Genomic DNA, 24,951 nt, shown 5'->3' with positions numbered 1-24,951 from the left:
GGCTGGAGGTGGGTCGACTTGCGAGGGAACGGATCGCCCGCCACCAACCCACCCACCCCCGATCCCTCCCTTTCAGGGAGGGGAGGAAGGTTTACCGCACCGTCAGCGTCGTGGCCTTCAGGCTGGTCGAGCTGTTGCCCGCGCTGATGGTGAAGGTGCCGGGTTCGACCACGCGCTGCATCGCGACGTTCCACAGCGACAGGTCGGCTGGCTTGATCTCGAACGTCACCGTCCGACGTTCGCCGGGTTTCAGCGTCACCCGCTGGAAATGCTTCAACTCCAGCACCGGCCGCGTCACGCTCGCCTCGTCGTCATGGATATAGAGCTGCACCACCTCGTCGCCCGCGCGCGCACCGGTGTTGGTGACGTCGACCGCCACCTGCACGCTCTCGCCCGACCCGATCGTCGTCTTGGCGAGACGCGGTGCGCCGACGTCGAAGCGGGTGTAGGACAGGCCATAGCCGAACGGGTAGAGCGGGGCGGTGCTGTCGAACAGATAGCCGCGCCGCGACGTCGGCTTGTGGTTGTAGAAGATCGGCAACTGCCCCTCGCTGCGCGGGACCGATACCGGCAGCTTGCCGCCGGGATTGGCGCGGCCGAGCACGACGTCTGCCACGGCGTTGCCGGTCTCCTGCCCCAGATACCAGCCTTCGAGGATCGCCGGCGCGGTCGCGTCGATATAGGTCGCCGCCAGCGGGCCGCCGTTCAGCAGCACGACCACCACCGGCTTGCCGGTGGCGAACAGCCGCCGCGCCAGTTCGTTCTGCGATCCGATCAGGTCGAGCTTCTGCCGGTCGCCCAGATGCGCGTCGGCCCATGCCTCGCGGCTCAACTGTTCGTTCTGGCCCAGCACCAGCAGGATCGTGTCGGCCACTGCCGCCTTGGTCACCGCTTCCTCGATCAGCGGCGCGTTCTCAGCTTCGGGGACCAGTTCGACCTTGTCGGCGGCCCATTGCCGGCTGCGGGTCAGGCGGACCCCCTCGGCATAGTCGACCGCGAAGCGGCCGACGGCGGCCTTCTGCATGCCCTCCAGCACGCTGACGACATGGCGCGGCACGTCCGAATAGCCGCCGATCGGGGTGTCGCGGGCATGGGTGCCGACGACCAGCATCCGGCCCACCTTCGCCGGATCGAGCGGCAACAGGTCGTTCCGGTTCTTCAGCAGTACCATCGAGCGTACCGCCGCCTCGCGCGCCAGCGCGATCGCGTCCGGCGTCGCGGTCTTCGCATCGGCGGTGCGCGCGTCGACATAGGGGTTCTCGAACAACCCCATCTGGAACTTCATCGTCAGGATGCGGCGGACGGCGGCGTCGACCTGCGCCTGCGGCACCTGCCCCAACTTCACCATCGCCGCCAGCGTCGACCAGCCATCGGCATCGGGCAGTTCCATGTCGACCCCGGCGTCGAGCGCGCGGCGGCCGGCGGCAGCCATGTCAGTGCCGTACAGCTTGTGCCGCGTATTCAGTTCCTTGATCGCGAAATAGTCGCTTACCACCGATCCCTTATAGCCCCATTCGCCACGCAGCACGTCGCCCAGCAGCCATTTGTTCGCATGGCTGGGGATGCCGTCAATCTCGTTGTACGACGCCATCACCGCCTGCACCGGCAGTTCCCTGACCGCGCGTTCGAACGGCGGGAAGAAATTCTCGCGCAGCGTCCGTTCCGAGATATTGGCCGGGCCGACGTTGGTGCCGTTCTCGGGCTGGCCGTGCCCGGTCATGTGCTTCAATGTCACCATGACCTTGGTCGGCGCGAGCGGGAGGGTGGTGCCCTGAAACCCCTTGATCGCCGCCAGCCCCATTTCGGACACGAGATGCGGGTCCTCGCCGTACGTTTCCTCGATCCGGCCCCAGCGCGGATCGCGCGCGACATCGACGACCGGGGCGAGCGCGAGATTGGCGCCGCGCGCGCGCATCTCGCGCGCCGCCACGCCGAACACCCGTTCGACCAGCGCCGGGTCCCACGACGAGGCGAGCGCGATCGACTGCGGAAAGCTGGTCGCGTCACGCGCGACATAGCCGTGCAGCGCCTCTTCGTGCAGGATGAGCGGGATGCCGAGCCGGGTCCGCTCGACCGCCCAGCGCTGCGCGGCGTTGGTGTAGTCGGCGGTTTCGCGCGCCGTGCGGTTCACCTGATTGGCGGCGACCCCGGCGGCGTTGTTGCCGGCGGTGACGCCGCGCTTGTCGGAGGGGCGGGTGATCTGGCCGACGCTGTCGGGGAAAACCCGGCTCGCCTTGGCGGGATCGAAATCGCCCGCCGCGTTCTGGATGTCGCCCTTCTTTTCCCAGATGCCGATCATCTGCGCGACCTTTTCCTCCAGCGTCATCCGCGCCAGCAGGTCCTCGACCCGGACGTCGACCGGCTGCGAGGCGTCCTTGTAGCGTGGGCGTTCACCCTGCGTCGCGCGTGGCTGGGCGACGAGTGGTACGGCGGCGGTGGTGGCGAGCAGGCAGGCGAGCGCCAGAGCGACAGGCGCGGTGCGAAGGGGCATCAACTCTCTCCCGGATCATTTCGGCGCGCAGCGTTGGTGCCGCGTCTATTGGTAGCGCTATCAACTATCTGCGCCACAACAGGGCGTCAACCGATGCCGCGATTGCAATCGGCGGCGGCAAGTCATACGCCTGACTAGGAAGGAGCCACAGCCGACCATGGACAAGCCGAGCCGCCGCAGTCGTGGGAGCGTTACCGTACAGGATGTGGCACGGGCGGCGGGCGTGTCGGCGATGACCGTGTCGCGCGTGGTCAACGGCGGCGTGAACGTCCGCGAATCGACCCGCGAGGCGGTCAACGAAGCGATCGAGCGGCTGAACTATTGGCCGAACAGCGCGGCGCGCAGCCTGGCGGCGGGCGATGCGACGCAGATCGGGCTGCTCTATGCCAACCCGTCGCTCGCCTATCTGTCGAACTTCCTGATCGGCGCGCTGGAAGGCGCGCGCAAGGTCGGCTGTCACCTCGTCCTCGAACCCTGCGAGGGCGAGAGTGCCGAGGCGCAGGCGGAGGCGACGCGGCGTTTCGCCTCGACGGCGGTGCAGGGCGTCATCCTGCCGCCGCCGCTGTCCGATTCGGCCCCGGTGCAGGCCGAACTCGATGCGGCGGGCATCCCGTCGGTTGCGGTGGCGATCGGCGTGGCGCAGCCCGGCCGGCTGGCGGTACGGATCGACGATTTCGCGGCGGCCAAGGCGATGACGCGGCACCTGCTCGACCAGGGGCATCGCCGGATCGGCTTCATTCGCGGCAATCCCAACAACGGCGCCAGCGGCGAACGCTGGCGCGGCTTCGTCGCGGCGATCGAGGCGGCGGGGCTGGACCTTGCCGACATGCCGGTCGAGCAGGGCTATTTCACCTTCCGTTCGGGGATGGTCGCGGGCGAACGGCTGATCGACCGGCCGGATCGGCCGCAGGCGATCTTCGCCAGCAACGACGACATGGCGGCGGCGGTCATCAGCGTCGCGCACCGGCGCGGGCTGCACGTTCCCGACGACCTCAGCATCGTCGGGTTCGACGACACCTCGCTCGCGACGACGACATGGCCGGAGATCACGACGGTGCGCCAGCCGATCGCGGCGATGGCCGAGGCGGCGGTCGAACTGCTGCTCGCCCGCATCCGCGACCAGCGCGCCGGCCAGTCGCGCGTCGCCGAGGAACGCATCCTCGACCATGAACTGATCGTGCGCGAGTCCGCCGGCCCCGCGCCGGTCCCGCAGGCCGACGCCGTGCCGCCCAAACGGCGGGTCGTCGCAAAGCGGATCGCCGCTGCGCGCTGACGCTTGCATTTGTCGGAATAATTCGCCACCGTTACCGCTAACACGCTGTCTTGAGCAGCGGTGATGCAGGGAGTGGATGGGGATGGTGCAGGCGAGCGGGGAGCGCGTGAATATCGCGCTCGTCATCGCGATCGTCGCGGTGGCGACGATCGGGGGGCTGTTGTTCGGCTATGACAGCGGTGCGGTCAACGGGACGCAGGAAGGGCTGAAATCGGCGTTCAACCTGACCGAGAACGGCCTTGGCCTGACCGTCGGGTCGCTGCTGGTCGGGTGTTTCGTCGGCGCGTTCCTTGCGGGCAAGCTGGCCGACACGATGGGCCGCCGCAAGGTCATGATGCTCTCGGCGATCCTGTTCCTGATCGGCGCGATCATCCAGGGGTTCAGCCACGTCCAGATGGTGTTCATCGTCGCGCGCTTCATGGGCGGCATGGCGGTCGGCGCGGCATCGGTCCTCTCGCCCGCCTATATCTCCGAAGTTGCCCCTGCCAACATCCGCGGGCGGATGACGACGATCCAGCAGATCATGATTATCACCGGCCTCACCGCCGCGTTCGTCGTGAACTATTATCTGGCGCAGGCCGCCGGTTCGTCGACCGGCATCTGGTGGGGCGGCTATGAGGCATGGCGCTGGATGTACTGGATGCAGGCGATCCCGGCGGCCGTGTTCCTCGTCGCGCTGACCTTCATTCCCGAAAGCCCGCGCTTCCTGGTGCAGAAGGGGCGGCTGGACGAGGCGCGGATCGTGCTGACCCGTCTGTTCGGCCCGGCATCGGCGCAGCACAAGCTGGGCGAGATCGCGGCGAGCTTCGACAAGGATCACCGCCCGCGCCTGTCGGACATCAAGGACGCGAAGGGCGGCATCCGCCCGATCGTATGGGCCGGGCTGTTGCTGGCGGTGTTCCAGCAGTTGGTCGGCATCAACGTCATCTTCTATTACGGCGCGACGCTGTGGCAGCTCGCCGGCTTTACCGAGGACCAGTCGCTACAGATCAACATCGTGTCGGGCCTCGTCTCGATCGCGGCGTGTTTCGTCACGGTCGGGCTGGTCGACAGGATCGGGCGCAAGCCGCTGCTGCTGATCGGGTCGGCAGGCATGGCGGTGACGCTGTTCGCGCTCGTCTATTGCTTCCACAACGGCACGCTGGACGCGGCGGGCAAGCTGCAACTCTCGGCGGGGCTGGGCACCACCGCGCTGATCGCCGCCAACCTGTATGTCGTGTTCTTCAACGTGAGCTGGGGCCCGATCATGTGGGTAATGCTCGGCGAGATGTTCCCGAACCAGATCCGCGGATCGGCGCTGGCGGTGTGCGGTTTCGCGCAGTGGTTCGCGAACTTCGTCATCACCTGGACCTTCCCGGTCATGGCGGCGGGGCTGGGCCTCACCATCACCTACGGCTTCTACGCCACCTTCGCCGCGATCAGCTTCTTCCTCGTCCTGCGCTTCATCCAGGAGACGAACGGCAAGGAACTGGAGGAAATGCGCGGCTGACGGCTCGGACCCGACCCCGTCGCTAGTGTAAACTTTGTAAACTTTGGCCCCGCTGCGGCGGGGCCACCTTCTGATGCGAGTAGCCCACATGACCCGCACTCCCGCCCGTCCGTTCCGATCGCGCGAATGGTTCGCCGCACCCGGCCGGCTCGACATGGCCGCGCTCTATCTCGAACGGTTCATGAACTATGGCATCACGCCCAAGGAACTGACGAGCGGGCGGCCGATCATCGGCATCGCCCAGTCGGGGTCGGACTTGACGCCGTGCAACCGTATCCATCTGGAGACGGTCAAGCGGGTGAAGGCGGGGATCGAGGCGGCGGGCGGCATTCCGATGGAATTCCCGACGCATCCGATCTTCGAGAACTGCCGCCGGCCGACCGCCGCGATCGACCGCAATCTCGCCTATCTGGGGCTGGTCGAGATCCTCAACGGCTATCCGATCGACGCGGTGGTGCTGACCACCGGGTGCGACAAGACCACGCCGTCGGCGATCATGGCCGCCTCGACGGTCGACATCCCGGCGATCGTGCTGTCGGGCGGGCCGATGCTCGACGGGTGGCACGACGGCGAACTGGTCGGGTCGGGCACGGTCATCTGGCGGTCGCGGCGCAAGATGGCGGCGGGCGAGATGACCGAGGAGGAATTCCTCGAAGCCGCCACCGCATCGGCGCCGTCGGCGGGGCATTGCAACACCATGGGCACCGCATCGACGATGAACGCCATCGCCGAAGGGCTGGGCATGTCGTTGCCGGGCTGCGCCGCCATCCCCGCGCCGTATCGCGAACGCGGGCAGATCGCCTATGAAACCGGCCGCCGCATCGTCGAGATGGCGTATGACGACCTGCGCCCGTCGAAGATCCTGACGCGCCAGTCGTTCCTGAACGCGATCGCGCTCATCACCGCGATCGGCGGATCGTCGAATGCCCACCCCCACCTGCACGCGATGGCGCGCCATGCCGAGATCGAGCTGAACCCGTCCGACTGGATGGACCATGGCTACGACCTGCCGCTGCTGGTCGACGTCCAGCCCGCCGGGCGCTTCCTCGGCGAACGGTTCCACCGTGCCGGCGGCGTGCCCGCCGTGCTGTCCGAACTGATCGCGGCGGGCAAGGTCGATGGCAACGTCGCGACCGTGACCGGCAAGACGCTCGGCGAGAATGTCGCGCACCGACCCGTCACCGACCGCGAGGTCATCCGCCCCTATGACCAGCCGCTCAAGGAACAGGCCGGGTTCCTCGTCCTGTCGGGCAATCTGTTCGATGTGGCGATCATGAAGACCAGTGTGATCGGCCCCGATTTTCGCGAACGCTATCTGTCGCAGCCCGGCAATGAAGGCTGTTTCGAGGGGCGCGCGATCGTGTTCGACGGGTCGGACGATTATCACCACCGGATCGACGATCCGGCGCTGGCGATCGACGAGCACTGCATCCTCGTCATTCGCGGCGCGGGTGTGATCGGCTGGCCCGGCTCTGCCGAAGTCACCAACATGCAGCCGCCCGCCGCCCTCCTGCAACGCGGCATCCAGAGCCTGCCGACGATCGGCGACGGGCGGCAATCGGGCACGTCGGACAGCCCGTCGATCCTCAACGCCTCGCCCGAAAGCGCGGTCGGCGGGGGCCTCGCGTGGCTGCGCACCGGGGATATGATCCGCATCGATTTGAACCACGGCCGCTGCGACATGCTGGTCGAGGCGGACGAGATCGAACGCCGCAAGGCCGACGGCATTCCGCCGGTTCCGCCGAGCCAGACGCCGTGGGAGGAAATCTACCGCGAGAAGGTCGGCCAACTGGGCGAAGGCGGCGTGTTCGACCTCGCGCTCAACTATCGCCGGACGTCGGAAACGACACCGCGCCACAACCACTGAGGAAGCACGACCATGAAGACCGAACATGCCGCGCGGATGCTGCCGGCCGATCATGACCAGGCGCTGCTCGTCGGGCGGATGCAACTGGCCGACGGACCGACCCCGGTCGTCGTGAAGCAGGGTAAGGTGATCGACGTGTCGGCGCACGCCGCGACCGTCGCCGACCTGCTGGAGCGCAGCGACGTCGCTTCGCTCGATGGCCCGGTGGTGTGCGACACGGCGGCGCTGGCCGACCCGGCGGGCGAGCATCCGCCGATCCTGTCGCCGATCGACCTGCAGTGCGTGAAGGCGGCGGGCGTCACCTTCGCCGTCTCCGCGCTGGAGCGGGTGATCGAGGAACGCGCGCGCGGCGACGCCGATGCGGCGCAGGGCATTCGCGGCGAGCTGGAAGCGCGCATCGGCGGCGGCATCCGCTCGGTAAAGCCGGGATCGGCCGAGGCGGCCGAACTGAAGGCCGCGCTGATCGAGGCGGGCATGTGGTCGCAATATCTGGAGGTCGCGATCGGCCCCGATGCGGAGGTGTTCACCAAGGCACCGGTGCTCTCGACGATCGGCTGGGGCGGGGACGTCGGCATCCGTTCGGATTCGTCATGGAACAACCCCGAGCCGGAGATCGTGATCGTCGCCACCAGCGACGGCAAGTCGGTCGGCGCGACGCTGGGCAACGACGTCAACCTGCGCGATTTCGAGGGGCGCTCGGCGCTGCTGCTCGGCAAGGCGAAGGACAACAACGCCTCGACCGGCATCGGCCCGTTCATCCGCCTGTTCGACGGCGATTTCACGATGGACACGGTGCGCGACGCCGTCGTCGACCTGCGTATCGACGGTCCCGAGGGCTATGTGCTGACCGGCACCAGCACGATGCGCGAGATCAGCCGCGATCCCGAAGACCTGGTGCGCCAGGCGCTGTCCGAGCATCAATATCCCGACGGTTTCGTCCTGTTCCTCGGCACGTTGTTCGCGCCGGTGCAGGACCGTGACGAGCCGGGGCGCGGCTTCACCCACAAGCCCGGCGACGTGGTGCGGATTTCCACGCCGTCGCTCGGCGAACTGGTCAACACCGTTACCACGTCGAAGGTGGCCGCGCCGTGGGGCTTCGGCATCCGCGACCTGATGCGCAATCTTGCGCGCCGTGGCCTGATCGCCGCCTGACCCCCTCTTTGCTGGAAACTTCCATGTCGCCTGACGATTTCGCCTACCCGATCGCGCCCGAAGCCCGCGCATCCTTTCCCTCGCTTGGCGGCAAGCGCGTGCTCATCACCGGCGGCGGATCGGGGATCGGGGCAGGCGTGGTCGAAGGATTCGTGCGGCAAGGCGCGCATGTCACCTTCTTCGACATCGCCGAGGAGGATTCGCGCGCGTTGATCGCGGAACTGGCCGGGGCCGGGCCGACTCCGGCGTTCAAGCGCGTCGACCTGACCGATCTTGCCGCGCTCAAGACCGCGATCGCCGATGCCATCGCCGAGGGCGGCGAGTTCGACGTGCTGGTCAACAACGCCGCCAGCGACGATCGCCACACGATCGAACAGGTCGACGAGGCCTATTGGGACAACCGGATGGGCGTGAACCTGCGCCACCTGTTCTTCGCCGCGCAGGCGGTGATCCCCGGCATGAAGGCCAAGGGTGCGGGTGTGATCGTCAACATGGGGTCGATCAGTTGGCACCTCGCGCTAGAGGAGCTGACGCTGTACCAGACCGCGAAGGCGGCGATCGAGGGGCTGACCCGGTCGTTCGCGCGCGAACTGGGCGGCGACGGCATCCGTTCGGTCTGCGTCATTCCCGGCAACGTCCGCACCCCGCGCCAGCTCAAATGGTACACGCCCGAGGGTGAGGCGGAGATCGTCAAGGCGCAATGCCTGAACGGCCGGCTGGTCGCCGGGGACATTGCTGCGATGATCCTGTTCCTTGCGTCGGACGATGCCCGGCTGATAACCGGGCACAGTTTCTTCGTGGATGCAGGATGGCGATAGGATGAGCAAGGTACAGCGCAGCGAACCGGTCAGCGTCTGGGATCTGCATGCCCCGCTGCTCGAAGGGCCGATCTGGGTCGATCGTGACGCGGCGCTGTGGTTCGGCTGCATCAAGACGCCGCGCGTCCACCGGTTCGATCCGGCAAGCGGCGAACGGCGGAGCTGGGCCGCGCCGGCGCAGTGCGGTTTCGTCCTGCCGTCGGTCGACGGCAAGTTCATCGCCGGATTGCAGACCGGGCTGCACCGCTTCGATCCGGTAACGGGCGGGTTCGAGCTGCTGGTCGATCCCGAACCCTCGCTGCCGACCAACCGGCTGAACGACGCGACGGTCGACCGGTTCGGCCGGCTGTGGTTCGGCACGATGGACGATGGCGAGAGCGCCGCGACCGGGGCGATTTATCGCCTCGGCGCCGATGGCAAGGCGGTCGCATCCACGCCGAAGGTCTCGATCACCAACGGTCCGGCGGTGTGCCCCGATGGCCGGACGCTATATCACGTCGATACGCTGGGCGGCATCGTCTATGCCTGCACCATCGCCGACGACGGGTCGCTGACCGATCGCCGGGTGTTCGTGACGATCCCGAACGAGGAAGGCTATCCCGACGGTCCGTGCGTCGATGCGGAGGGCTGCGTCTGGATCGGTCTTTACGCCGGGTGGGGCATCCGTCGCTATTCGCCCAAGGGCGAGTTGCTCGAGACGATCGCCATGCCGGTCGACGCGATCACCAAGGTTGCGTTCGGCGGGCCGGACCGCAAAACGATGTTCGCGACGACCGCCAACAAGCATCACGATGCCGATCAGGCGGCGGCGCAACCGCTGGCCGGCAATCTGTTCAGCTTCACGGTCGACGTGCCAGGCGTGCGCGGGACCGAGATTTCGGTCGGTATCTGAGGCGACACGCTGCGGACCCGATCAGGCGGTCCGCAGCCCGCGCCAGTTGCCGATATGCGCCACCGCCAGCGCGAGGCTGCCGGCGACGGTGCAGGCGGTTTCGATCGCCGGCGTGCTGGCGAGCGCCACGCCACCGGCCAGCGCCGCCAGCCCGACCGTGCCGAGCGCTACGGGCACGATCCGGCCATGCGCACGGTAGCCGCCGACCAGCGCGACGCCGCTGACGGGCAGGGCGGTGAGCAGCAGCACGACATGCAGCCCCTCGCCGACCGGCAGGACGCTGGCGAGTGCGGGCAGCAGCGCGATCAGGATTGGCAGGCCGATGCAGTGGAGGAGGCACAGCAACGAGGTGCCGACCGCGACACGGTCGAGAAACGGGCGATGGTTCATGTCGGCGTAAATGATACTTTGTATCATTGGGCGCAAGGGGCTTGAGCGGGATCGACGTTCACGCTCCCATCGTCACCCCGGAACAAGTCCGGGGTGACGATGCGGATGGCCTTTTCGGTCAAGAACAAAACCGGGAATAGCTGACGAGCGATCGGCTCTAGCTCGATTTGCGGACGACCAGATCAGGGCGCAGCAGCACCGGTTCGGTTTCGCGCCGGGCGACGCGGCGGATGAGCATGTCGACCAGCAGTTCGCCCGCCCGCGCATAATCCTGGCGGATGGTGGTCAGCGGCGGCTGGGCAAGGCTGGCGGCGGGGATGTCGTCGAAGCCGACGATCGCGACGTCGCCCGGCACGGTGCGCCCCGCTTCGCCCAGCGCGCGGACCGCGCCCAGCGCGATCATGTCCGATGCGGCGAAGATCGCATCGAAGGTGATGTCGCGTGCGATCAGCCGCCGGGCCGCGTCATAGCCCGATGCCTCGCTCGACAGCGCATCCACCTGAAGCCCCGGATCGATCGCCAGTCCCGCCTCGCGCAGCGCCGAGGCCAGCCCCCGGTAGCGATCGCGCGATTCGGGATATTGGCTCGACGCATCGCCGAGGAAGGCGATCCGCCGGCGGCCCCGCGCCAGCAGATGCGCGCCGGCATCGCGCCCGCCGGCGATATTGTCGCAGCCGACCACGCTGCCCGGATGCGCCGGATCGGGTGATCCCCAGCGGACGAAATGCGTCCCCTGCGCCACCAACTGGTCGAGCCGTCGCGAATAATCGTCGAAGTCGCCATAGCCGAGCAGGATCAGCCCATCGGCCTTGCGGCTGTCTTCGTAATCGACATGCCAGTCGGCCGACAATTGCTGGAACGAGGTCAGCAGATCATAGCCGCGCGCGCCGCAGGTGTGCAGGATCGATCCCAGCATCGACAGGAAGAACGGGTTGATCCGTGATCCATCCGGCGCCGGATCGTCGAAGAACAGCAGCGCCAGCGTCGAGGTGCTGCCACGTCGGAGCGCCGAGGCGTTCTTGTCGACCTTGTAGTTCAACTGGCGCGCGATCGCCTCGATCCGCAGGCGGGTGGCGGCGCTGACCGACCGGTCGCCGCGCAGCGCCCGGCTGACCGTCGGTTGCGACACCCCGGCCAGCGCGGCGATGTCGAACGAGGTCGGCTTGTCGCCCACCGCCATGAAGCATCCTCTCCCGTATCCCGGCCCCGTCTACCCCCGGTTCGCCCTGAGCGGAAGCGTGGATTGAATACGTATGTCATCCGCTTCCCTTTGATGGCCTGAGGTTTCAAAGGACGGGTACGGACGAACCGGACGAAAGAGCCGGGGAATCAGGCGATCATGGAGGGGAAGTAAAGATGCGGTATTCGTCGCAAGCGCCGGCGTACGCCAGGCTGGCACGCAACGTCAGCCGGGGCGCGTTGATCGCCGGTGCATGGTTCGGCGCGACGGCTGCCTTCGCGCAGACCGCGACGACCACCCCCAACCCCGATACCACGCAGACCGACGCGACCGACGAAGGCGCCGACATCGTCGTCACCGGCTTCCGCGCCAGCCTCGAGAATGCCGTCGCCGAAAAGAAGAACCGCGACATCGTCGTCGAATCGATCTCGGCGGAGGACATCGGCAAGCTGCCCGACGCATCGATCGCCGAATCGATCGCGCGCCTGCCGGGTCTGACCTCGCAGCGCGTCTCGGGCCGTTCGAACGCCATCTCGATCCGCGGTTTCGCGCCCGACTTTTCGACCACGTTGCTCAACGGCCGCGAACAGACCTCGACCGGGGACAATCGCGCGGTCGAATATGACCAGTATCCGGCTGAAATCATGAGCCAGGTGCTGGTCTACAAGACCGGTCAGGCGAACCTCGTCGGGCAGGGGCTGTCGGGGACGGTCGACCTGCGCACCGTCCGGCCGCTGGAATATGGCCGCCGCGCGATCTCGATCGGCGGGCGCGGCACCTATGCCGATATGGGCGCGCTGAACGAAGGATCGCGCGACAAGGGCTACCGCGTCTCAGGCACCTATATCGACCAGTTCGCCGACGAGACGATCGGCATCGCGCTGTCGGGCAATTATCTCGACGAGCCGTACCAGATCCAGGAGTTCAACGCCTGGGGCTATGCCGGTTTCAACGGGCAGGGCGTGATCGGCGGATCGAAGTCCTATGTCACCTCGACCCGGCTCAAGCGCCTCGGCCTGTCGGGCACGCTCCAGTACAAGCCGGTGCCGAACCTGACCGTGACGCTCGACGGCTTCTTTTCGGATTTCAACGACGACCAGTTGAAGCGCGGCATCGAACTGCCGCTGGGCTATGGCGGGCTCGACAACACGCCGACGAACCTGACGGCGGTCAAGCTGACCAACACGACCGCCAACAGCGACGGGTTCATCACCTCGGGCACGTTCGGCAATGTCGAGGGCGTGGTGCGCAACGATGCGTTCGAGCGCAAGGCCAAGCTCTATTCGTTCGGCTACAACATGGCGTGGCGCGGCGACGACGGCTGGAACGCGACGCTCGACGCCAGCTATTCCAAGACCGACCGCGAGGAGATCATCCTCGAAAGCTATGCCGGCACCGGCTATGGCCAGAATGTCGGCGCGAAGGACACGATCCGCTTCACCAGCGGCGAAACCGGCACCCGGTTTCAGCCGACGCTCAACTATTCCGATCCCAACCTGATCCTGCTCACCGATCCGCTCGGCTGGGGCGGCAGCAATTTGCAGGCGGGCTATTTCAACGACCGCGTGGTCAAGGATCGCATCGCCCAGTACCGTTTCGAGGTCGAAAAGGAACTCGACGGCTTCTTCGGCGCGGTGAAGGCCGGCCTCAACTACACCGATCGCGACAAGTCGCTGAGCCCGAACGAATCGCTGCTGGTGCTGGCCGGCGGGCAGCGCCAGTTGCGCCTGCCCGACCAGTATCGCAAGGAATCGACCAGCCTCGATTATCTGGGGCTGGGGCCGATGCTCAGCTATGATCCGCGCGACCTGCTCGGTGGCGGCATCTATTCGCTCAGCCGCAACATCAGCCCCGACGTCGCCGCCAAGGCGTTCCGCATCGCCGAGGACCTGATGACGATGTACGCCCAAGCGGACATCGATCAGGAGATCGGCGCGTCGCAACTGACCGGCAATCTCGGCGTGCAGGCGGTGGCCACCGAACAAAAGTCCTCGGGCCTCGTCGCGGCCAACGGCGCGCTGCTGCCGACCATTCGCGGGACCGATTACTGGGACGTGCTGCCGAGCCTGAACCTGTCGCTGCGGACGCCGGGTGACTGGGTGTTCCGCGCCGGTGCCGCGCGGCAGGTGCAGCGCCCCCGGCTTGACGATATGCGCGTGTCGCAGGGCTATGGCTATAACGTGGCCGAACGGATCATCACCGGCGGTGGCGGCAACCCCTATCTTCGCCCGATTCGGTCGAACTCGTTCGACTTGACGGTCGAGAAATATTTCGGCCGCGCGGGCTACATCGCGGTGCAGGGCTTTTACAAGGACCTGAAATCATTCGTCTATAACCAGACGATCCCGTTCGACTTCGGCGGGTTCCCGACGCCGACCGGCACGCCCGCCGGAACGCCCACGCTCGGCCGGTCCGACGTGCCGATCAACGGCGAGGGCGGCAGCATCTATGGCGTCGAACTGGCGACCACCCTGCCGCTCGGCACCATCATCGGCGCGCTCGACGGCTTTGGCGTCACCGGCGGCGGATCGTGGACCAAGACGCAAATCCGCCCGACCCCGACAAGCGCGGCGGAGGACATTCCCGGCTATTCGAAATGGGTCATCAACGGCACCGCCTATTTCGAGAAATGGGGGTTCAGCGCGCGCGGATCGGCGCGGTATCGTTCGACCTTCGTCGGCGAACTGTCGGGCTTCGGCGGCAACCGCCAGCGTCGCCGCGCATTGGACGAAACGATCCTCGACGCGCAGATCGGCTATGACTTCCAGAAGGGCACCGCGCTCGAAGGATTGTCGGTGTTCGTGCAGGGCCAGAACCTGACCAACGAACGCTTCGCCACCGCCGATCCGTCCTACGATCTCGCGATCATCGACTATCAGACCTATGGTCGGCGCTTCCTTGCCGGGGCATCCTTCCGGTTCTGATCGATCGCCCCGCGCGTCCGGACAAGCGGGCGGGGCAATCACCAAGGGAGGCGGCGATGACGATCGGGCAACAGGCGATAGCAACGGTCGCGATCGTCGGTGGCGGATCGGCCGGCTGGATGACGGCGGCGGCGCTGGCCCGCTTCCTGCCGCCGGGCGTCGCGGTGACGCTGATCGAATCCGACGCGATCGGCACGGTCGGGGTGGGTGAGGCGACGATCCCGCAACTGCGGCTCTTCAACCAGAATATCGGCATCGACGAGGATGATTTCGTCGCCCGGACCGGCGGCAGCTTCAAGCTAGGCATCGAATTCGCCGGATGGAACGGGGAGGGCAGCCGCTATCTCCATGCGTTCGGTACGATCGGGCGTGCGCTCGGGCTGGTGCCGTTCCATCATTACTGGCTGGCCGCCGGCGGCGCGGGCGATCCGGCGTCGCTGTGGCGGCACAGCGCCTGCGCCGCCGCCGCCCGCGCCGACCGCTTCGGGCGCGATCCCGGCAGCGCGCAGGCACCGAGCGGGCTGGCTTGGGCCTATCATTTCGATGCGGCGCGCTATGCCGCCTATCTGCGCGCGCTGGCCGAACGGGGCGGCGTCACCCGGGTCGAGGGGCGCGTCGTCGATGTCGCGCTGTCGGGCGGCGATACGATCGCCGCCGTCATGCTGGCCGACGGACGGCGGATCGCCGCCGATTTCTTTATCGACTGTTCGGGCTTCGCCGCGCTGCTGATCGGGCGGATGCCGGGCAGCGCGTGGGACGACTGGTCGTCGCTGTTGCCGTGCGACCGCGCGCTGGCGGTGCCGTGCGCCGCGACCGCGCCGATCACCCCCTATACCCGCGCCACCGCGCGTGCGGCGGGATGGCAATGGCGCATTCCGCTCCAAGGCAGGACCGGCAACGGGCTGGTCTATGCCAGCGACTATCTATCCGACGACGCGGCGCTGGCGACGCTGCTCGGCAACCTCGACGGTGCGGCGTCGGGCGATCCCCGGCCGTTGCGCTTCACGACGGGGCGCAGGCGGTCGCCGTGGATCGGCAACTGTGTCGCGCTGGGGCTGGCGGCGGGGTTTCTCGAACCGCTCGAGTCGACCTCGATCCATCTCGTCCAGTCGGGCATCGCCCGGTTGCTGGCGCTGTGGCCGAGCGCGCCGGCACGCGCCGCCGACATCGCCGCATTCAATCGCCAGTCGGAGCGCGAATGGCTGGCGGTGCGCGACTTCCTGATCGCCCATTATGTGCTGAACGGCCGCGACGAGCCGTTCTGGCGCGACCGGCGGGCGACGCCGCTGCCCGACAGCCTTGCCGAGCGGATCGAGCTGTTCCGCGGATCGGGCCGCATCCTGCGCGACGAGCATGAATTGTTCGCCGAGGTCGCGTGGCTGCAACTGCTGATCGGGCAGGGGGTGATGCCGCAGGGCCATCATCCGCTGGTCCGTTCGCTGCCGACGGCACGACTGCCCGAATTCCTGTCGCTGTCCGCCACCCATGTCGAGTCGATCGTCGCCCGCATGGCGACGCATGACGAGTTCCTCCGCGCCCATTGCCCGGCGCCGCAAGCAAAGGTTGCCGCGTGATCCGAACCCTGTTCCTGTCCCTGCTGGCCGGTGTGGCCGCGCTTCCCGCTACCGCGCAGGAGGTGCGCCAGCGGCTTCCCGAGGATGAGGTGATCTATTTCGTTCTGCCCGACCGGTTCGAGAATGGCGACCGTGCGAATGATCGCGGCGGGTTGAGCGGCGACCGGATGGTGACGGGCTATGACCCGACGTCGAAGGGGTTTTACCATGGCGGCGACCTGAAAGGCCTGACCGCGCGCCTGCCCTATATCAAGGAACTGGGCGCGACCGCGATCTGGGTCGGCCCCATTTTCAAGAACAAGCCGGTGCAGGGCGGCCCCGGACAGGAGTCGGCGGGCTATCACGGATACTGGGTGACGGACTTCACCCGCGTCGACCCGCATCTCGGCACCGATGCCGACTTCAAGACGCTGGTCGATACCGCGCATGCGATGGGCATGAAGGTCTATATGGACATCATCGCCAACCATACCGCCGACGTGATCCAGTATCGCGAATGCGTGGGCAAGACCGAATGCGTCTATCGCAGCCGGGCCGACTATCCCTATGCCGCCAGCGGCAAAAATCGCGGCTTTGCGGGCGACGGCGTCCAGACGGCGGAGAATTTCGCGAAGCTCACCGATCCGTCATTCGCCTATACCCCGTTCGTCCCGGCGGGCGAACGGTCGGTCAAGGTGCCGGCGTGGCTGAACGACGTGATGCTGTATCATAATCGCGGCGACACGACCTATCGCAACGAAAGCTCGACCATGGGCGATTTCGTCGGGCTGGACGATCTGATGACCGAACATCCGCGCGTGGTGGCGGGGATGATCGACATCTTCGGCGGATGGATCGACCGGTTCGGCATCGACGGTTTCCGCATCGATACCGCGCGGCACGTCAACCCCGAATTCTGGCAGGCGTTCGTACCCGCGATCCAGGCCCGCGCGGCGGCACGCGGCATTCCGAACTTCCACATCTTTGGCGAAGTATCGCGCCATTCGGTCGATTCGGGGTCGCTGGCACAGCATACGGTGGTCGACCGGTTCCCGGCGGTCCTCGACTTCGCGTTCCGGGAAGCGGTGGTGCAAACCGTTGCGGGGACGATGGGCACCGATGCGTTCGAGACGCTGTTCGCCGGTGATCCGCTTTATGCCAAGGGATTCGACACCGCGCGCCAGTTGCCAACCTTCACTGGCAACCATGACGACGGCCGGTTCGCCATGGTGGTTCGCAAGGCGTTTCCGCAGGCGAGTGATGCCGAAATCCTGTCGCGCGTGATGCTGTCCAACGCGATGCTGCTGAGCTTGCGTGGCGTGCCGACGATCTATTCGGGCGACGAACAGGGGTTCGTCGGCGACGGCAACGATCAGGACGCGCGCGAGGACATGTTCGCGTCGCAGGTCGCGTCGTACAATGACAACAAGCTGGTCGGGACCAGCGCGACCACCGCCACGACGAACTTCACGCCCGGTCATCCGCTGTATCGCCAGATCGCCGCACTCGCGAAGCTGCGGACGTCGACCCCGGCGCTGACTCGCGGCCGGCAGGTGCTGCGCGCGCGCGAGGAAAAGGCGGGGCTGCTCGCGATCTCGCGGTTCGATCCGACGAGCGGCGGCGAGGTGCTGCTGGCGTTCAACACGTCGGACGCACCGATCACCCGCAACGTACAGATCGATACCGCTTCCATCCGGTTTCGGGCATTGGCGGGCGAATGCGGCAGCGTGACCGCGCCCGGCGCGATCCGCCTGACCCTTCCCGCCCTTGGCTATGCGGTATGTGCCGCGGAGACTGACAAATGACCGACGCCGCCCGATCGATCCTGCCCGAACCGGCCGCCGCCCGCCCATGGTGGCACGGCGCGACTATCTACCAGATCTATCCGCGCAGTTTCGCCGACAGCAATGGCGACGGAATCGGCGATCTCGCCGGGATCACCGCGCATCTTGACCACGTGGCGTCGCTCGGCGTCGATGCGATCTGGCTGTCGCCGTTCTTCACCTCACCGATGAAGGACTTCGGCTATGACGTTGCGAATTATTGCGATGTCGATCCGATCTTCGGCACGCTGGCCGATTTCGACGCGCTGATCGCACGCGCCCATGCGCTGGGCTTGCGGATCATCATCGATCAGGTCTGGTCGCATACCAGCGACGAACATCCATGGTTCGTCGAGAGCCGGTCGAGCCGGACCAATCTCAAGGCCGACTGGTATGTCTGGGCCGATGCCAAGCCCGACGGTTCGCCGCCGAGCAACTGGCAATCGGTGTTCGGCGGCCCGGCATGGACATGGGATGCGCGGCGCGGGCAATATTATCTTCACAATTTCCTGAAGGAACAGCCGCAACTCCATGGCCACAATCCCGATTTGCAGGAAGCGCTGCTCGATATCGCGCGCTTCTGGCTGGATCGCGGGGTCGACGGTTTCCGGCTCGATGCGATCAACTTCGCGATGCACGACCCGGAATTGCGCGACAATCCGCCGATGCCCAGCAACGGCAAGACCCGTACCCGCCCGTTCGATTTCCAGCGCAAGCTCTACAACCAGAGCCATCCTGATATTCCGGCGTTCCTCCAACGGGTGCGCGCGGTGCTCGACGGCTATGACGGCGACCGTTTCACCGTGGCCGAGATCGGCGGCGACGATGCGGAGCGGGAGATGAAGCTGTTCTGCGGCGGCGGCGACAAGCTCAACACCGCCTATGGTTTCGACTTCCTCTATGCGCCGGGCTTCACCCCGCGCGTGATGCGCGACGCGCTCGATAGCTGGGGCGAGGGCGATCCGTGGCCGAGCTGGGCGTTCGAGAACCACGACGCGCCGCGCGCCATCTCGCGCTGGATGCCGCAGGGCGCCGATCCGGCGGCGTTCGGGCGGTTGAAGATGCTGCTGCTCGCCTGCCTGCGCGGCAATATCTTCCTTTATAACGGTGAGGAACTGGGGTTGCCGCAGGTCGACATCGCGTTCGAGGATCTGCAGGATCCCGAGGCGATCGCCAACTGGCCGCTCACCCTGTCGCGCGACGGCGCGCGCACGCCGATGCCATGGGCCGCCGATGCCGAGAATTTGGGCTTCGGCGTGGCCAAGCCGTGGCTGCCGACCGGCGAGGCGCATCGTGCGCTGGCGGTCGACGCGCAGGAGAGCGATCCGCAGTCGCTGCTCCACTTCACCCGCCGGGTGATCGCGCTGCGCAATGCCCATCCGGCACTGCGATCGGGGGCGATGACGATTATCGAGGCGTCGGACGCTATCCTCACCTTCGAGCGCGCGCTCGACGGCGAACGGGTCCGGTGCAGCTTCAACCTTACCAATGCGGTGCAGGCGTTCGCCCCCGAACCGGCGGCGCGCATCGTCGAAACGCTGGGCGAGGTCGGCGACGACGCGCTCGGCCCCTATGCGGCGCGTATCGCGCTGCTGTCCTGACATACGGAGCGATTTGGTCATGCGGATGATGAAACTGGCGCTGGGGCTGATGGGCATGACCGCCTTCGCCTCGCCCGCCTTTGCCGAAGTGGTGGCGCGGGCCACATCGCCCGACGGGTCGCTGACGGTAGCGATCAGCCTCGATAATGAAGGGCGGCCGAGCTATGCCGTCGCCAAGGGCGGCAAGCCGGTGCTGAACGACAGCCGGCTGGGTTTCCTGTTCACCGACGCGCCGAAGATCGAGCGCGGGCTGGTGCTGGCGACCACGAAGCGCGACCGGTCAGATGCGACGTGGACCCAGCCGTTCGGCGAGTGGAAGACCATCCGCGACAACCACACCGAACTGACGGTGACGTTCCGCGAGGCGAAGAACCTGAAGCGTGAGATGGCGGTGACGTTCCGCCTGTTCGACGACGGCGTCGGGTTTCGCTACACGCTGCCCAAGCAGGCGAACCTCACCACCGCCAACATCGCCGACGAACTGACGCAGTTCGCCTTCGCCGAACCGGGCACCGCATGGTGGAAGCCGGCGTTCGAGTGGAATCGCGAGGAATATCTCTACAACAAGACCCCGCTCGACGCGGTCGGCACCGCGCAGACGGTGATGACGGTCAAGCTGGCCAGCGGCCGCCACGTCGCGATCCACGAGGCGGCGCTGACCGATTATTCGGCGATGAACCTCGCGCGCGCCGAGGGGACGACGTTCCGCGCGGTGCTGACGCCCGGATCGAACGGCCCCAAAGTGACGCGTGCTGCCGGCTTCTCGACGCCGTGGCGCACCATCGCCATCGCCGACGATGCCGCCGGCCTCTATGCGGCCAGCCGGATCGGGCTGAACCTGAACGAGCCGAACAAGCTGGGCGATACCGCGTCGTGGATTCAGCCGGGCAAGTTCGTCGGCGTATGGTGGAACATGATCAAGGGCGACTGGAGCTGGGCGCGCGGGCCGAAGCACGGTGCGACCACCGCCAACGTCCGCCGCTATATCGATTTCGCCGCCGCCAATGGCATTGCCGGCGTGCTGGTCGAAGGGTGGAATATCGGCTGGGACGGCGACTGGCTGGGCAACGGCAACGACATGAACTTCAGCCAGCCGACCGAGGATTTCGACGCGGCAACGCTGGCCGCTTATGCCCGGTCGAAGGGCGTGCGGCTGATCGGTCATCATGAAACCGGCGGATCGGTCAGCCATTACGACGCACAGCTCGACAGCGCGTTCAAATGGGCGGCCGATCATGGCGAGCGGGTGGTCAAGACCGGCTATGTCACCGACGCCGGCCAGATCGAGCGGGTCGACGCCGATGGATCGAAGCATCGCGAATGGCACGAGGGCCAGTGGATGGTGAACCACCACCAGCGCGTCCTTGACGCCGCCGCGCGCTACCGCGTGTCGATCGACAGCCACGAGCCGGTCAAGGACACGGGGCTGCGTCGTACCTATCCCAATTGGATGAGCCGCGAGGGCGGGCGCGGCATGGAATATAACGCATGGGAAGGCGGCAAGAACCCGCCCGAGCATGAGGCGAACATGGTGTTCACCCAGTTTCTGGGCGGGCCGATGGACTTCACGCCGGGCGTGCTGAGCCTGACCGGCAGCAACGGCAGCGCGATCAAGTCGACGATCGCCAAGCAACTGGCGCTGTATGTCGTACTCTATTCGCCGGTAGTAATGGCCGCCGACACGCCGGAGAATTACGCGCGCTATCCCGCCGCCTTCAAGTTCATCCGCGACGTGCCGACCGACTGGTCCGACACCCGCGTGCTGAACGGCGAGGTCGGCGATTATGCGACGATCGCGCGCAAGGCGGCGGGCAGCAACGACTGGTATCTTGGTGCGGTCGGTGACGAGGAAGCGCGCAGCTCGACGGTGACGCTCGACTTCCTCGACGCGGGCAAGACCTATACCGCCGAAATCTATCGCGACGGACCCGGCGCCGATTACCGTACCGACGCCCGCCATTCGATCACGATCGAACAGCGGCAGGTGAAGAAGGGCGACACGCTGACGATCGCGCTGGCCCCCGGCGGCGGCGAGGCGATCCGCTTCGTCGCGCCGGGCAAGCGCAGGTAAGGCAATGCACACCCGCCCCACGCTCGGCTTCGCCAAGCTCTGGAACATCTCGTTCGGCTTCTTCGGCATCCAGATCGGCTTCGCATTGCAGAATGCGAACGCCAGCCGCATCTTCCAGTCGCTCGGCACGCCGCTCGACCAGTTGGGGCTGATGTGGATCGCCGCGCCGCTGACCGGGTTGCTGGTCCAGCCGCTGATCGGTCATTATTCGGACCGGACGTGGGGGCCGCTGGGGCGCAGGCGGCCCTATTTTCTGGTCGGCGCGATCCTGTGTACCTGCGCGCTGTTCTTCATGCCCAATTCGCCGTCGATCCTTGCGGCGGCGATCACGCTGTGGATTCTCGACGCCTCGCTCAACGTGTCGATGGAGCCGTTCCGCGCCTTCGTCGGCGACATGCTGCCCTCAAAGCAGCGGCCGGCGGGCTATGCGTTCCAGACATGGTTCATCGGCGCGGGCGCGGTCGTCGCCAGTATCGCGCCGTTCGTGCTGGAGAATGTCTTCGGCGTCAGCAACAGCGCGCCCGCCGGCAAGGTGCCCGATGCGGTCCGCTATGGCTTCTACTTCGGCGGGGCGATGTTGCTCCTCGCCGTGCTGTGGACCGTCATTACGGTGCGCGAATACAGCCCCGAGGAACTGGCGGCGTTCGGCGAGGCGTCGAGCGCGGTCGAGGACAGCACGCCGCCGGCGATGCCGCGGCATGGCCTGTGGTGGATCGTCGGCGGTGCCGTCGTCGCGCTGCTGATCGCATGGGCGGAGCGTGGCGGTGCGCTCGACAGCGGGCGCGAGGCCTATTTCGTCGCGGGCGGCGTGGCGCTCTATGGCGTGGCGCAACTGGTGTCCGCCGCGCTGATCCGCGGCGGGCGTGGCGACAATGTGCTGAGCCATATCGTCGGCGACCTCATCACCATGCCCGATACGATGCGGCGGCTGGCATGGGTGCAGTTCTTTACGTGGGGCGCGCTGATCCTGCTGTGGGTCTATACCACGCCGGTCGTCGCGCAGCAGGTGTGGGGAACGATCGATCCGGCGGCGGACGGCTATAATCAGGCGGGAAGCTGGGTCGGCGTGCTGTTCGCGATCTACTCGGGCGTCGCGGCGCTGGCGGCCTTCGCGCTGCCGGTGCTGGCGAAGGCGATCGGCGCTGCGCGGACGCATCTGCTGTGTCTCGCGATCGGGGCGGCGGCGTTCGTCGGCATCTTCGCGACGCACGACCGGCTGGGGATGATCGTGCCGATGATCGGGATCGGCATCGCGTGGGCATCGGTGCTGACCATGCCCTATGTACTGCTCGCCGATGCGCTGCCGCAGCGCAAGCTGGGCGTCTATATGGGTATCTTCAACTTCTTCATCGTGCTGCCGCAGTTGATCGTCGCCACGGTGATGGGCGGTGTCATCAAGACATGGTTCCCGGGGCAGCCGGCCTATACGATGCTGATCGCGGCGGCGGTGATGGCGTTGGCGGCGGTGGCGATGCTGCGGGTTCGGGTGCAGGCGAAGTAGAAGGTTGGTTCGCGCGGAGGCGCGGAGGCGCAGAGGGGTTGCGGCTCACGATCGTGTCGCGCCGAATGGCGCTGTCTCTCGACGCCGCGTAGCAGGAAGAGACGCTGCCGCGTTCGAACCTTCTCCGCGCCTCCGCGCCTCTGCGTGAACCAGCCTTCTTCTACTCGAGCATGACCCGCCGCGCCGAACGATCGACCCGAACCACCGCCCCGTCCAGATGCAGCTCGAAACCGGGACAGTCATAAGCTTCCCAAGCTTCTGCCGTCATCGCCCGCCCATCGAGCGTCCGCCATTCCGCAACATCGGGCACCGTGCGGTCGACCACTGCCGGCCGTGCCCGTCGCCATGCCGCGCAGTCCGCCACGAACGCCTCCAGCGCCGTGTCGCGTCCGGCCCAGTCGACCCAGGAAATCGCATTGTCCTGCGCATAGCCGTTGTTGTTGCCGCGCTGCGTCCGGCCGAACTCGTCGCCGGCGGTCAACTGGATATGCCCGCGCGTCGCGAACAACGTCGCCAGCAGCGCGCGCAGATCGGCGTCGCGTGCCGCCCGCACTGAAGGTTCGTCGCTCGGCCCCTCGACGCCATGGTTCCACGACAGGTTTTCGCCGTGTCCGTCGCGATTGTCCTCGCCATTGGCATGGTTGTGCCGATCGACATGCGACACGAGGTCGGCGAGCGTGAACCCGTCATGCGCCGCCAGGAAATTGACGCTGCGGGTCGGCGATCCGAATATGTCGCTCGAACCCATCAGCCGCGTCGCCAATGCCCCCGCGCCGCCATCGTCACGCCAGAAGCGGCGCACGTCGTCGCGGTAGCGATCGTTCCATTCCAGCCAGTCCGACGGGAAATTGCCGAGCTGATAGCCGCCCGGGCCGATGTCCCATGGCTCGGCAATCATCTGCCGCGTGGCCAATAACGGATCGGCGGCGATCGCGGCGAAGATCGGTGCCTGCGCATCGAACCCCGGCGAGCGCGCGAGCACCGGCGCCAGATCGAAGCGGAACCCGTCGACGCCGGCGCACGCGAAGTGCCACAGCGACGCGACGATCAGATCGCGCACCCCCACGTCGCCCGCGTCGAGCGTGTTGCCGGTGCCGGTATCGTTGATGAGGCTGCCATCCGGCGCATGGGCATAGCTGCGATCATCCAGCCCGCGCAGCGACAGGACCGGTCCCTCCGCGTCGCTCTCGCCAGTGTGATTGAACACGAGGTCGAGGATTACCGCGATCCCCGCGTCGTGCAGCGCGGTGATGGTGTCGCGCAGTTCGGCGATGCCGCCGGGGGCCAGCCCCGGATCGATCGCCATCGGCACGACCGGGTTGTAGCCCCACGCATTGCTCAGCCCGAGCGGGGCGAGATGCCGCTCGTCGATCCACGCGACGATCGGCATCAGCTCGATCGCGGTGACGCCGATCCGCCGCAGATGCGCGACGATCGCCGGATGGGCGAGCGCGGCGATCGTCCCGCGCTGCGGTTCGGGAATGTCGGGGTGCAGCATCGTGAAGCCGCGCACGTTGACTTCGTAGATCAGCCCCGCCGGATCGATCGGCACCGGATCGGGAATCGCGGCGGGCAGGGGGGATGGCACGATCGCACGCGGCACCAGATGCCCCGTCTCCGCGCCAAAACCGGCAAGCGCCGCATCCCACCGGAACCGGCGATCGAGTTCGACCGCATAGGGATCGACCAGCAGCTTGGCCGGATCATGCCATAGTCCGCGATCGGGTGCCCATTTGCCCTCGGCGCGATAGCCATAGCGCTGCCCCGGCCCGACGCCCGGCACCTCGGCCACGAACCAGTCGCCGTCGCGTGTCATCGCGACGCGGCGTTCGTTGTCGCCGTCGAACAGGCACAGCCACACCGCATCGGCCCGCCGCGCGCGCACCGCGAAGGCGGTGCCGCCGGGCATCGGACTTGCGCCGGGGA

At 67.0% G+C, this 24,951-nt stretch carries 16 protein-coding genes; 12 read left to right on the top strand and 4 right to left on the bottom strand.

The window, feature by feature from the left end; translation table 11 throughout:
- Positions 1–91: 91 nt before the first annotated feature.
- Positions 92–2,491 (bottom strand): glycoside hydrolase family 3 N-terminal domain-containing protein, encoded by a 2,400-nt coding sequence (locus tag ASG37_RS05310; protein WP_055756714.1) that lies wholly within the window; start codon positions 2,489–2,491, stop codon positions 92–94.
- Positions 2,492–2,648: 157 nt separating this feature from the next.
- Between ASG37_RS05310 and ASG37_RS05305 the strand changes: the two genes are divergently transcribed.
- The 6 genes from ASG37_RS05305 (at position 2,649) to ASG37_RS05280 (ending at position 9,982) form a co-directional block, all read left to right on the top strand.
- Entirely contained in the window at positions 2,649–3,764 is a 1,116-nt protein-coding gene (locus tag ASG37_RS05305; protein ID WP_055756712.1) for a LacI family DNA-binding transcriptional regulator, read from the top strand.
- An 82-nt stretch (positions 3,765–3,846) separates the two neighbouring features.
- Positions 3,847–5,253: a sugar porter family MFS transporter gene (locus ASG37_RS05300; RefSeq protein WP_055757365.1), complete on the top strand. Its 1,407-nt coding sequence runs from the start codon at positions 3,847–3,849 to the stop codon at positions 5,251–5,253.
- 73 nt (positions 5,254–5,326) lie between these two features.
- Positions 5,327–7,120: an IlvD/Edd family dehydratase gene (locus ASG37_RS05295; protein ID WP_414887889.1), complete on the top strand. Its 1,794-nt coding sequence runs from the start codon at positions 5,327–5,329 to the stop codon at positions 7,118–7,120.
- A 12-nt stretch (positions 7,121–7,132) separates the two neighbouring features.
- Complete coding sequence (locus tag ASG37_RS05290; protein ID WP_055756709.1) at positions 7,133–8,272, top strand: fumarylacetoacetate hydrolase family protein; 1,140 nt, start codon at positions 7,133–7,135, stop codon at positions 8,270–8,272.
- 23 nt (positions 8,273–8,295) lie between these two features.
- Positions 8,296–9,090, top strand: a complete 795-nt coding sequence (locus tag ASG37_RS05285) for an SDR family NAD(P)-dependent oxidoreductase (protein WP_055756707.1) — start codon at positions 8,296–8,298, stop codon at positions 9,088–9,090.
- A 1-nt stretch (position 9,091) separates the two neighbouring features.
- Positions 9,092–9,982: an SMP-30/gluconolactonase/LRE family protein gene (locus ASG37_RS05280; RefSeq protein ID WP_055756705.1), complete on the top strand. Its 891-nt coding sequence runs from the start codon at positions 9,092–9,094 to the stop codon at positions 9,980–9,982.
- A gap of 21 nt (positions 9,983–10,003) precedes the next feature.
- Here ASG37_RS05280 and ASG37_RS05275 read toward each other — a convergent pair whose 3' ends face one another.
- Positions 10,004–10,372 carry a MerC domain-containing protein gene (locus ASG37_RS05275; protein WP_055756703.1) on the bottom strand — a complete coding sequence of 123 codons (369 nt, stop codon included), beginning with the start codon at positions 10,370–10,372 and terminating at the stop codon, positions 10,004–10,006.
- Positions 10,373–10,529: 157 nt separating this feature from the next.
- Positions 10,530–11,552, bottom strand: a complete 1,023-nt coding sequence (locus tag ASG37_RS05270) for a LacI family DNA-binding transcriptional regulator (RefSeq protein WP_055756700.1) — start codon at positions 11,550–11,552, stop codon at positions 10,530–10,532.
- Between the two features lie 176 nt (positions 11,553–11,728).
- On the opposite strand from ASG37_RS05270, the gene ASG37_RS05265 reads away from it, so the two are divergent.
- From ASG37_RS05265 to ASG37_RS05240, 6 genes are read left to right on the top strand one after another with little or no spacing between them, the layout of a single operon-like run.
- A complete protein-coding gene (locus tag ASG37_RS05265; protein WP_055756698.1) occupies positions 11,729–14,476 on the top strand; it encodes a TonB-dependent receptor in 2,748 nt (915 codons plus the stop codon).
- 56 nt (positions 14,477–14,532) lie between these two features.
- Entirely contained in the window at positions 14,533–16,050 is a 1,518-nt protein-coding gene (locus ASG37_RS05260; RefSeq protein WP_055756695.1) for a tryptophan halogenase family protein, read from the top strand.
- Positions 16,047–17,834 carry an alpha-amylase family glycosyl hydrolase gene (locus tag ASG37_RS05255; protein WP_055756693.1) on the top strand — a complete coding sequence of 596 codons (1,788 nt, stop codon included), beginning with the start codon at positions 16,047–16,049 and terminating at the stop codon, positions 17,832–17,834. The genes ASG37_RS05260 and ASG37_RS05255 overlap by 4 nt, the downstream gene beginning before the upstream one ends.
- Positions 17,831–19,453 (top strand): alpha-glucosidase, encoded by a 1,623-nt coding sequence (locus ASG37_RS05250; RefSeq protein WP_055756691.1) that lies wholly within the window; start codon positions 17,831–17,833, stop codon positions 19,451–19,453. Before ASG37_RS05255 ends, ASG37_RS05250 begins: the two co-directional genes overlap by 4 nt.
- A gap of 25 nt (positions 19,454–19,478) precedes the next feature.
- Positions 19,479–21,524, top strand: a complete 2,046-nt coding sequence (locus ASG37_RS05245) for a glycoside hydrolase family 97 protein (RefSeq protein ID WP_082448414.1) — start codon at positions 19,479–19,481, stop codon at positions 21,522–21,524.
- 4 nt (positions 21,525–21,528) lie between these two features.
- The gene (locus ASG37_RS05240; protein WP_055756687.1) at positions 21,529–23,025 is read left to right on the top strand and encodes an MFS transporter; all 1,497 of its coding nucleotides are present in this window, start codon (positions 21,529–21,531) and stop codon (positions 23,023–23,025) included.
- Positions 23,026–23,185: 160 nt separating this feature from the next.
- On the opposite strand, the gene glgX is transcribed toward ASG37_RS05240, so the two are convergent.
- Entirely contained in the window at positions 23,186–24,934 is a 1,749-nt protein-coding gene (glgX, locus tag ASG37_RS05235; protein WP_055756685.1) for a glycogen debranching protein GlgX, read from the bottom strand.
- Positions 24,935–24,951: the final 17 nt, after the last annotated feature.

The organism is Sphingomonas sp. Leaf407, from assembly GCF_001425385.1.
Taxonomy (GTDB): Bacteria; Pseudomonadota; Alphaproteobacteria; order Sphingomonadales; family Sphingomonadaceae; genus Sphingomonas.
Note: the sequence above shows the minus strand (reverse complement) of the source record. Positions and strands in the feature narration are given on the sequence as shown.

Coding starts and splice junctions, on each gene's coding strand:
- ASG37_RS05305 (WP_055756712.1), top strand. CDS start 2,649: ATGGACAAGCCGAGCCGCCGCAGTCGTGGGAGCGTTACCGTACAGGAT.
- ASG37_RS05245 (WP_082448414.1), top strand. CDS start 19,479: ATGATGAAACTGGCGCTGGGGCTGATGGGCATGACCGCCTTCGCCTCG.
- ASG37_RS05260 (WP_055756695.1), top strand. CDS start 14,533: ATGACGATCGGGCAACAGGCGATAGCAACGGTCGCGATCGTCGGTGGC.
- glgX (WP_055756685.1), bottom strand. CDS start 24,934: ATGCCCGGCGGCACCGCCTTCGCGGTGCGCGCGCGGCGGGCCGATGCG.
- ASG37_RS05310 (WP_055756714.1), bottom strand. CDS start 2,491: ATGCCCCTTCGCACCGCGCCTGTCGCTCTGGCGCTCGCCTGCCTGCTC.
- ASG37_RS05250 (WP_055756691.1), top strand. CDS start 17,831: ATGACCGACGCCGCCCGATCGATCCTGCCCGAACCGGCCGCCGCCCGC.
- ASG37_RS05275 (WP_055756703.1), bottom strand. CDS start 10,372: ATGAACCATCGCCCGTTTCTCGACCGTGTCGCGGTCGGCACCTCGTTG.
- ASG37_RS05240 (WP_055756687.1), top strand. CDS start 21,529: ATGCACACCCGCCCCACGCTCGGCTTCGCCAAGCTCTGGAACATCTCG.
- ASG37_RS05270 (WP_055756700.1), bottom strand. CDS start 11,552: ATGGCGGTGGGCGACAAGCCGACCTCGTTCGACATCGCCGCGCTGGCC.
- ASG37_RS05280 (WP_055756705.1), top strand. CDS start 9,092: ATGAGCAAGGTACAGCGCAGCGAACCGGTCAGCGTCTGGGATCTGCAT.
- ASG37_RS05295 (WP_414887889.1), top strand. CDS start 5,327: ATGCGAGTAGCCCACATGACCCGCACTCCCGCCCGTCCGTTCCGATCG.
- ASG37_RS05300 (WP_055757365.1), top strand. CDS start 3,847: ATGGTGCAGGCGAGCGGGGAGCGCGTGAATATCGCGCTCGTCATCGCG.
- ASG37_RS05290 (WP_055756709.1), top strand. CDS start 7,133: ATGAAGACCGAACATGCCGCGCGGATGCTGCCGGCCGATCATGACCAG.
- ASG37_RS05265 (WP_055756698.1), top strand. CDS start 11,729: ATGCGGTATTCGTCGCAAGCGCCGGCGTACGCCAGGCTGGCACGCAAC.
- ASG37_RS05285 (WP_055756707.1), top strand. CDS start 8,296: ATGTCGCCTGACGATTTCGCCTACCCGATCGCGCCCGAAGCCCGCGCA.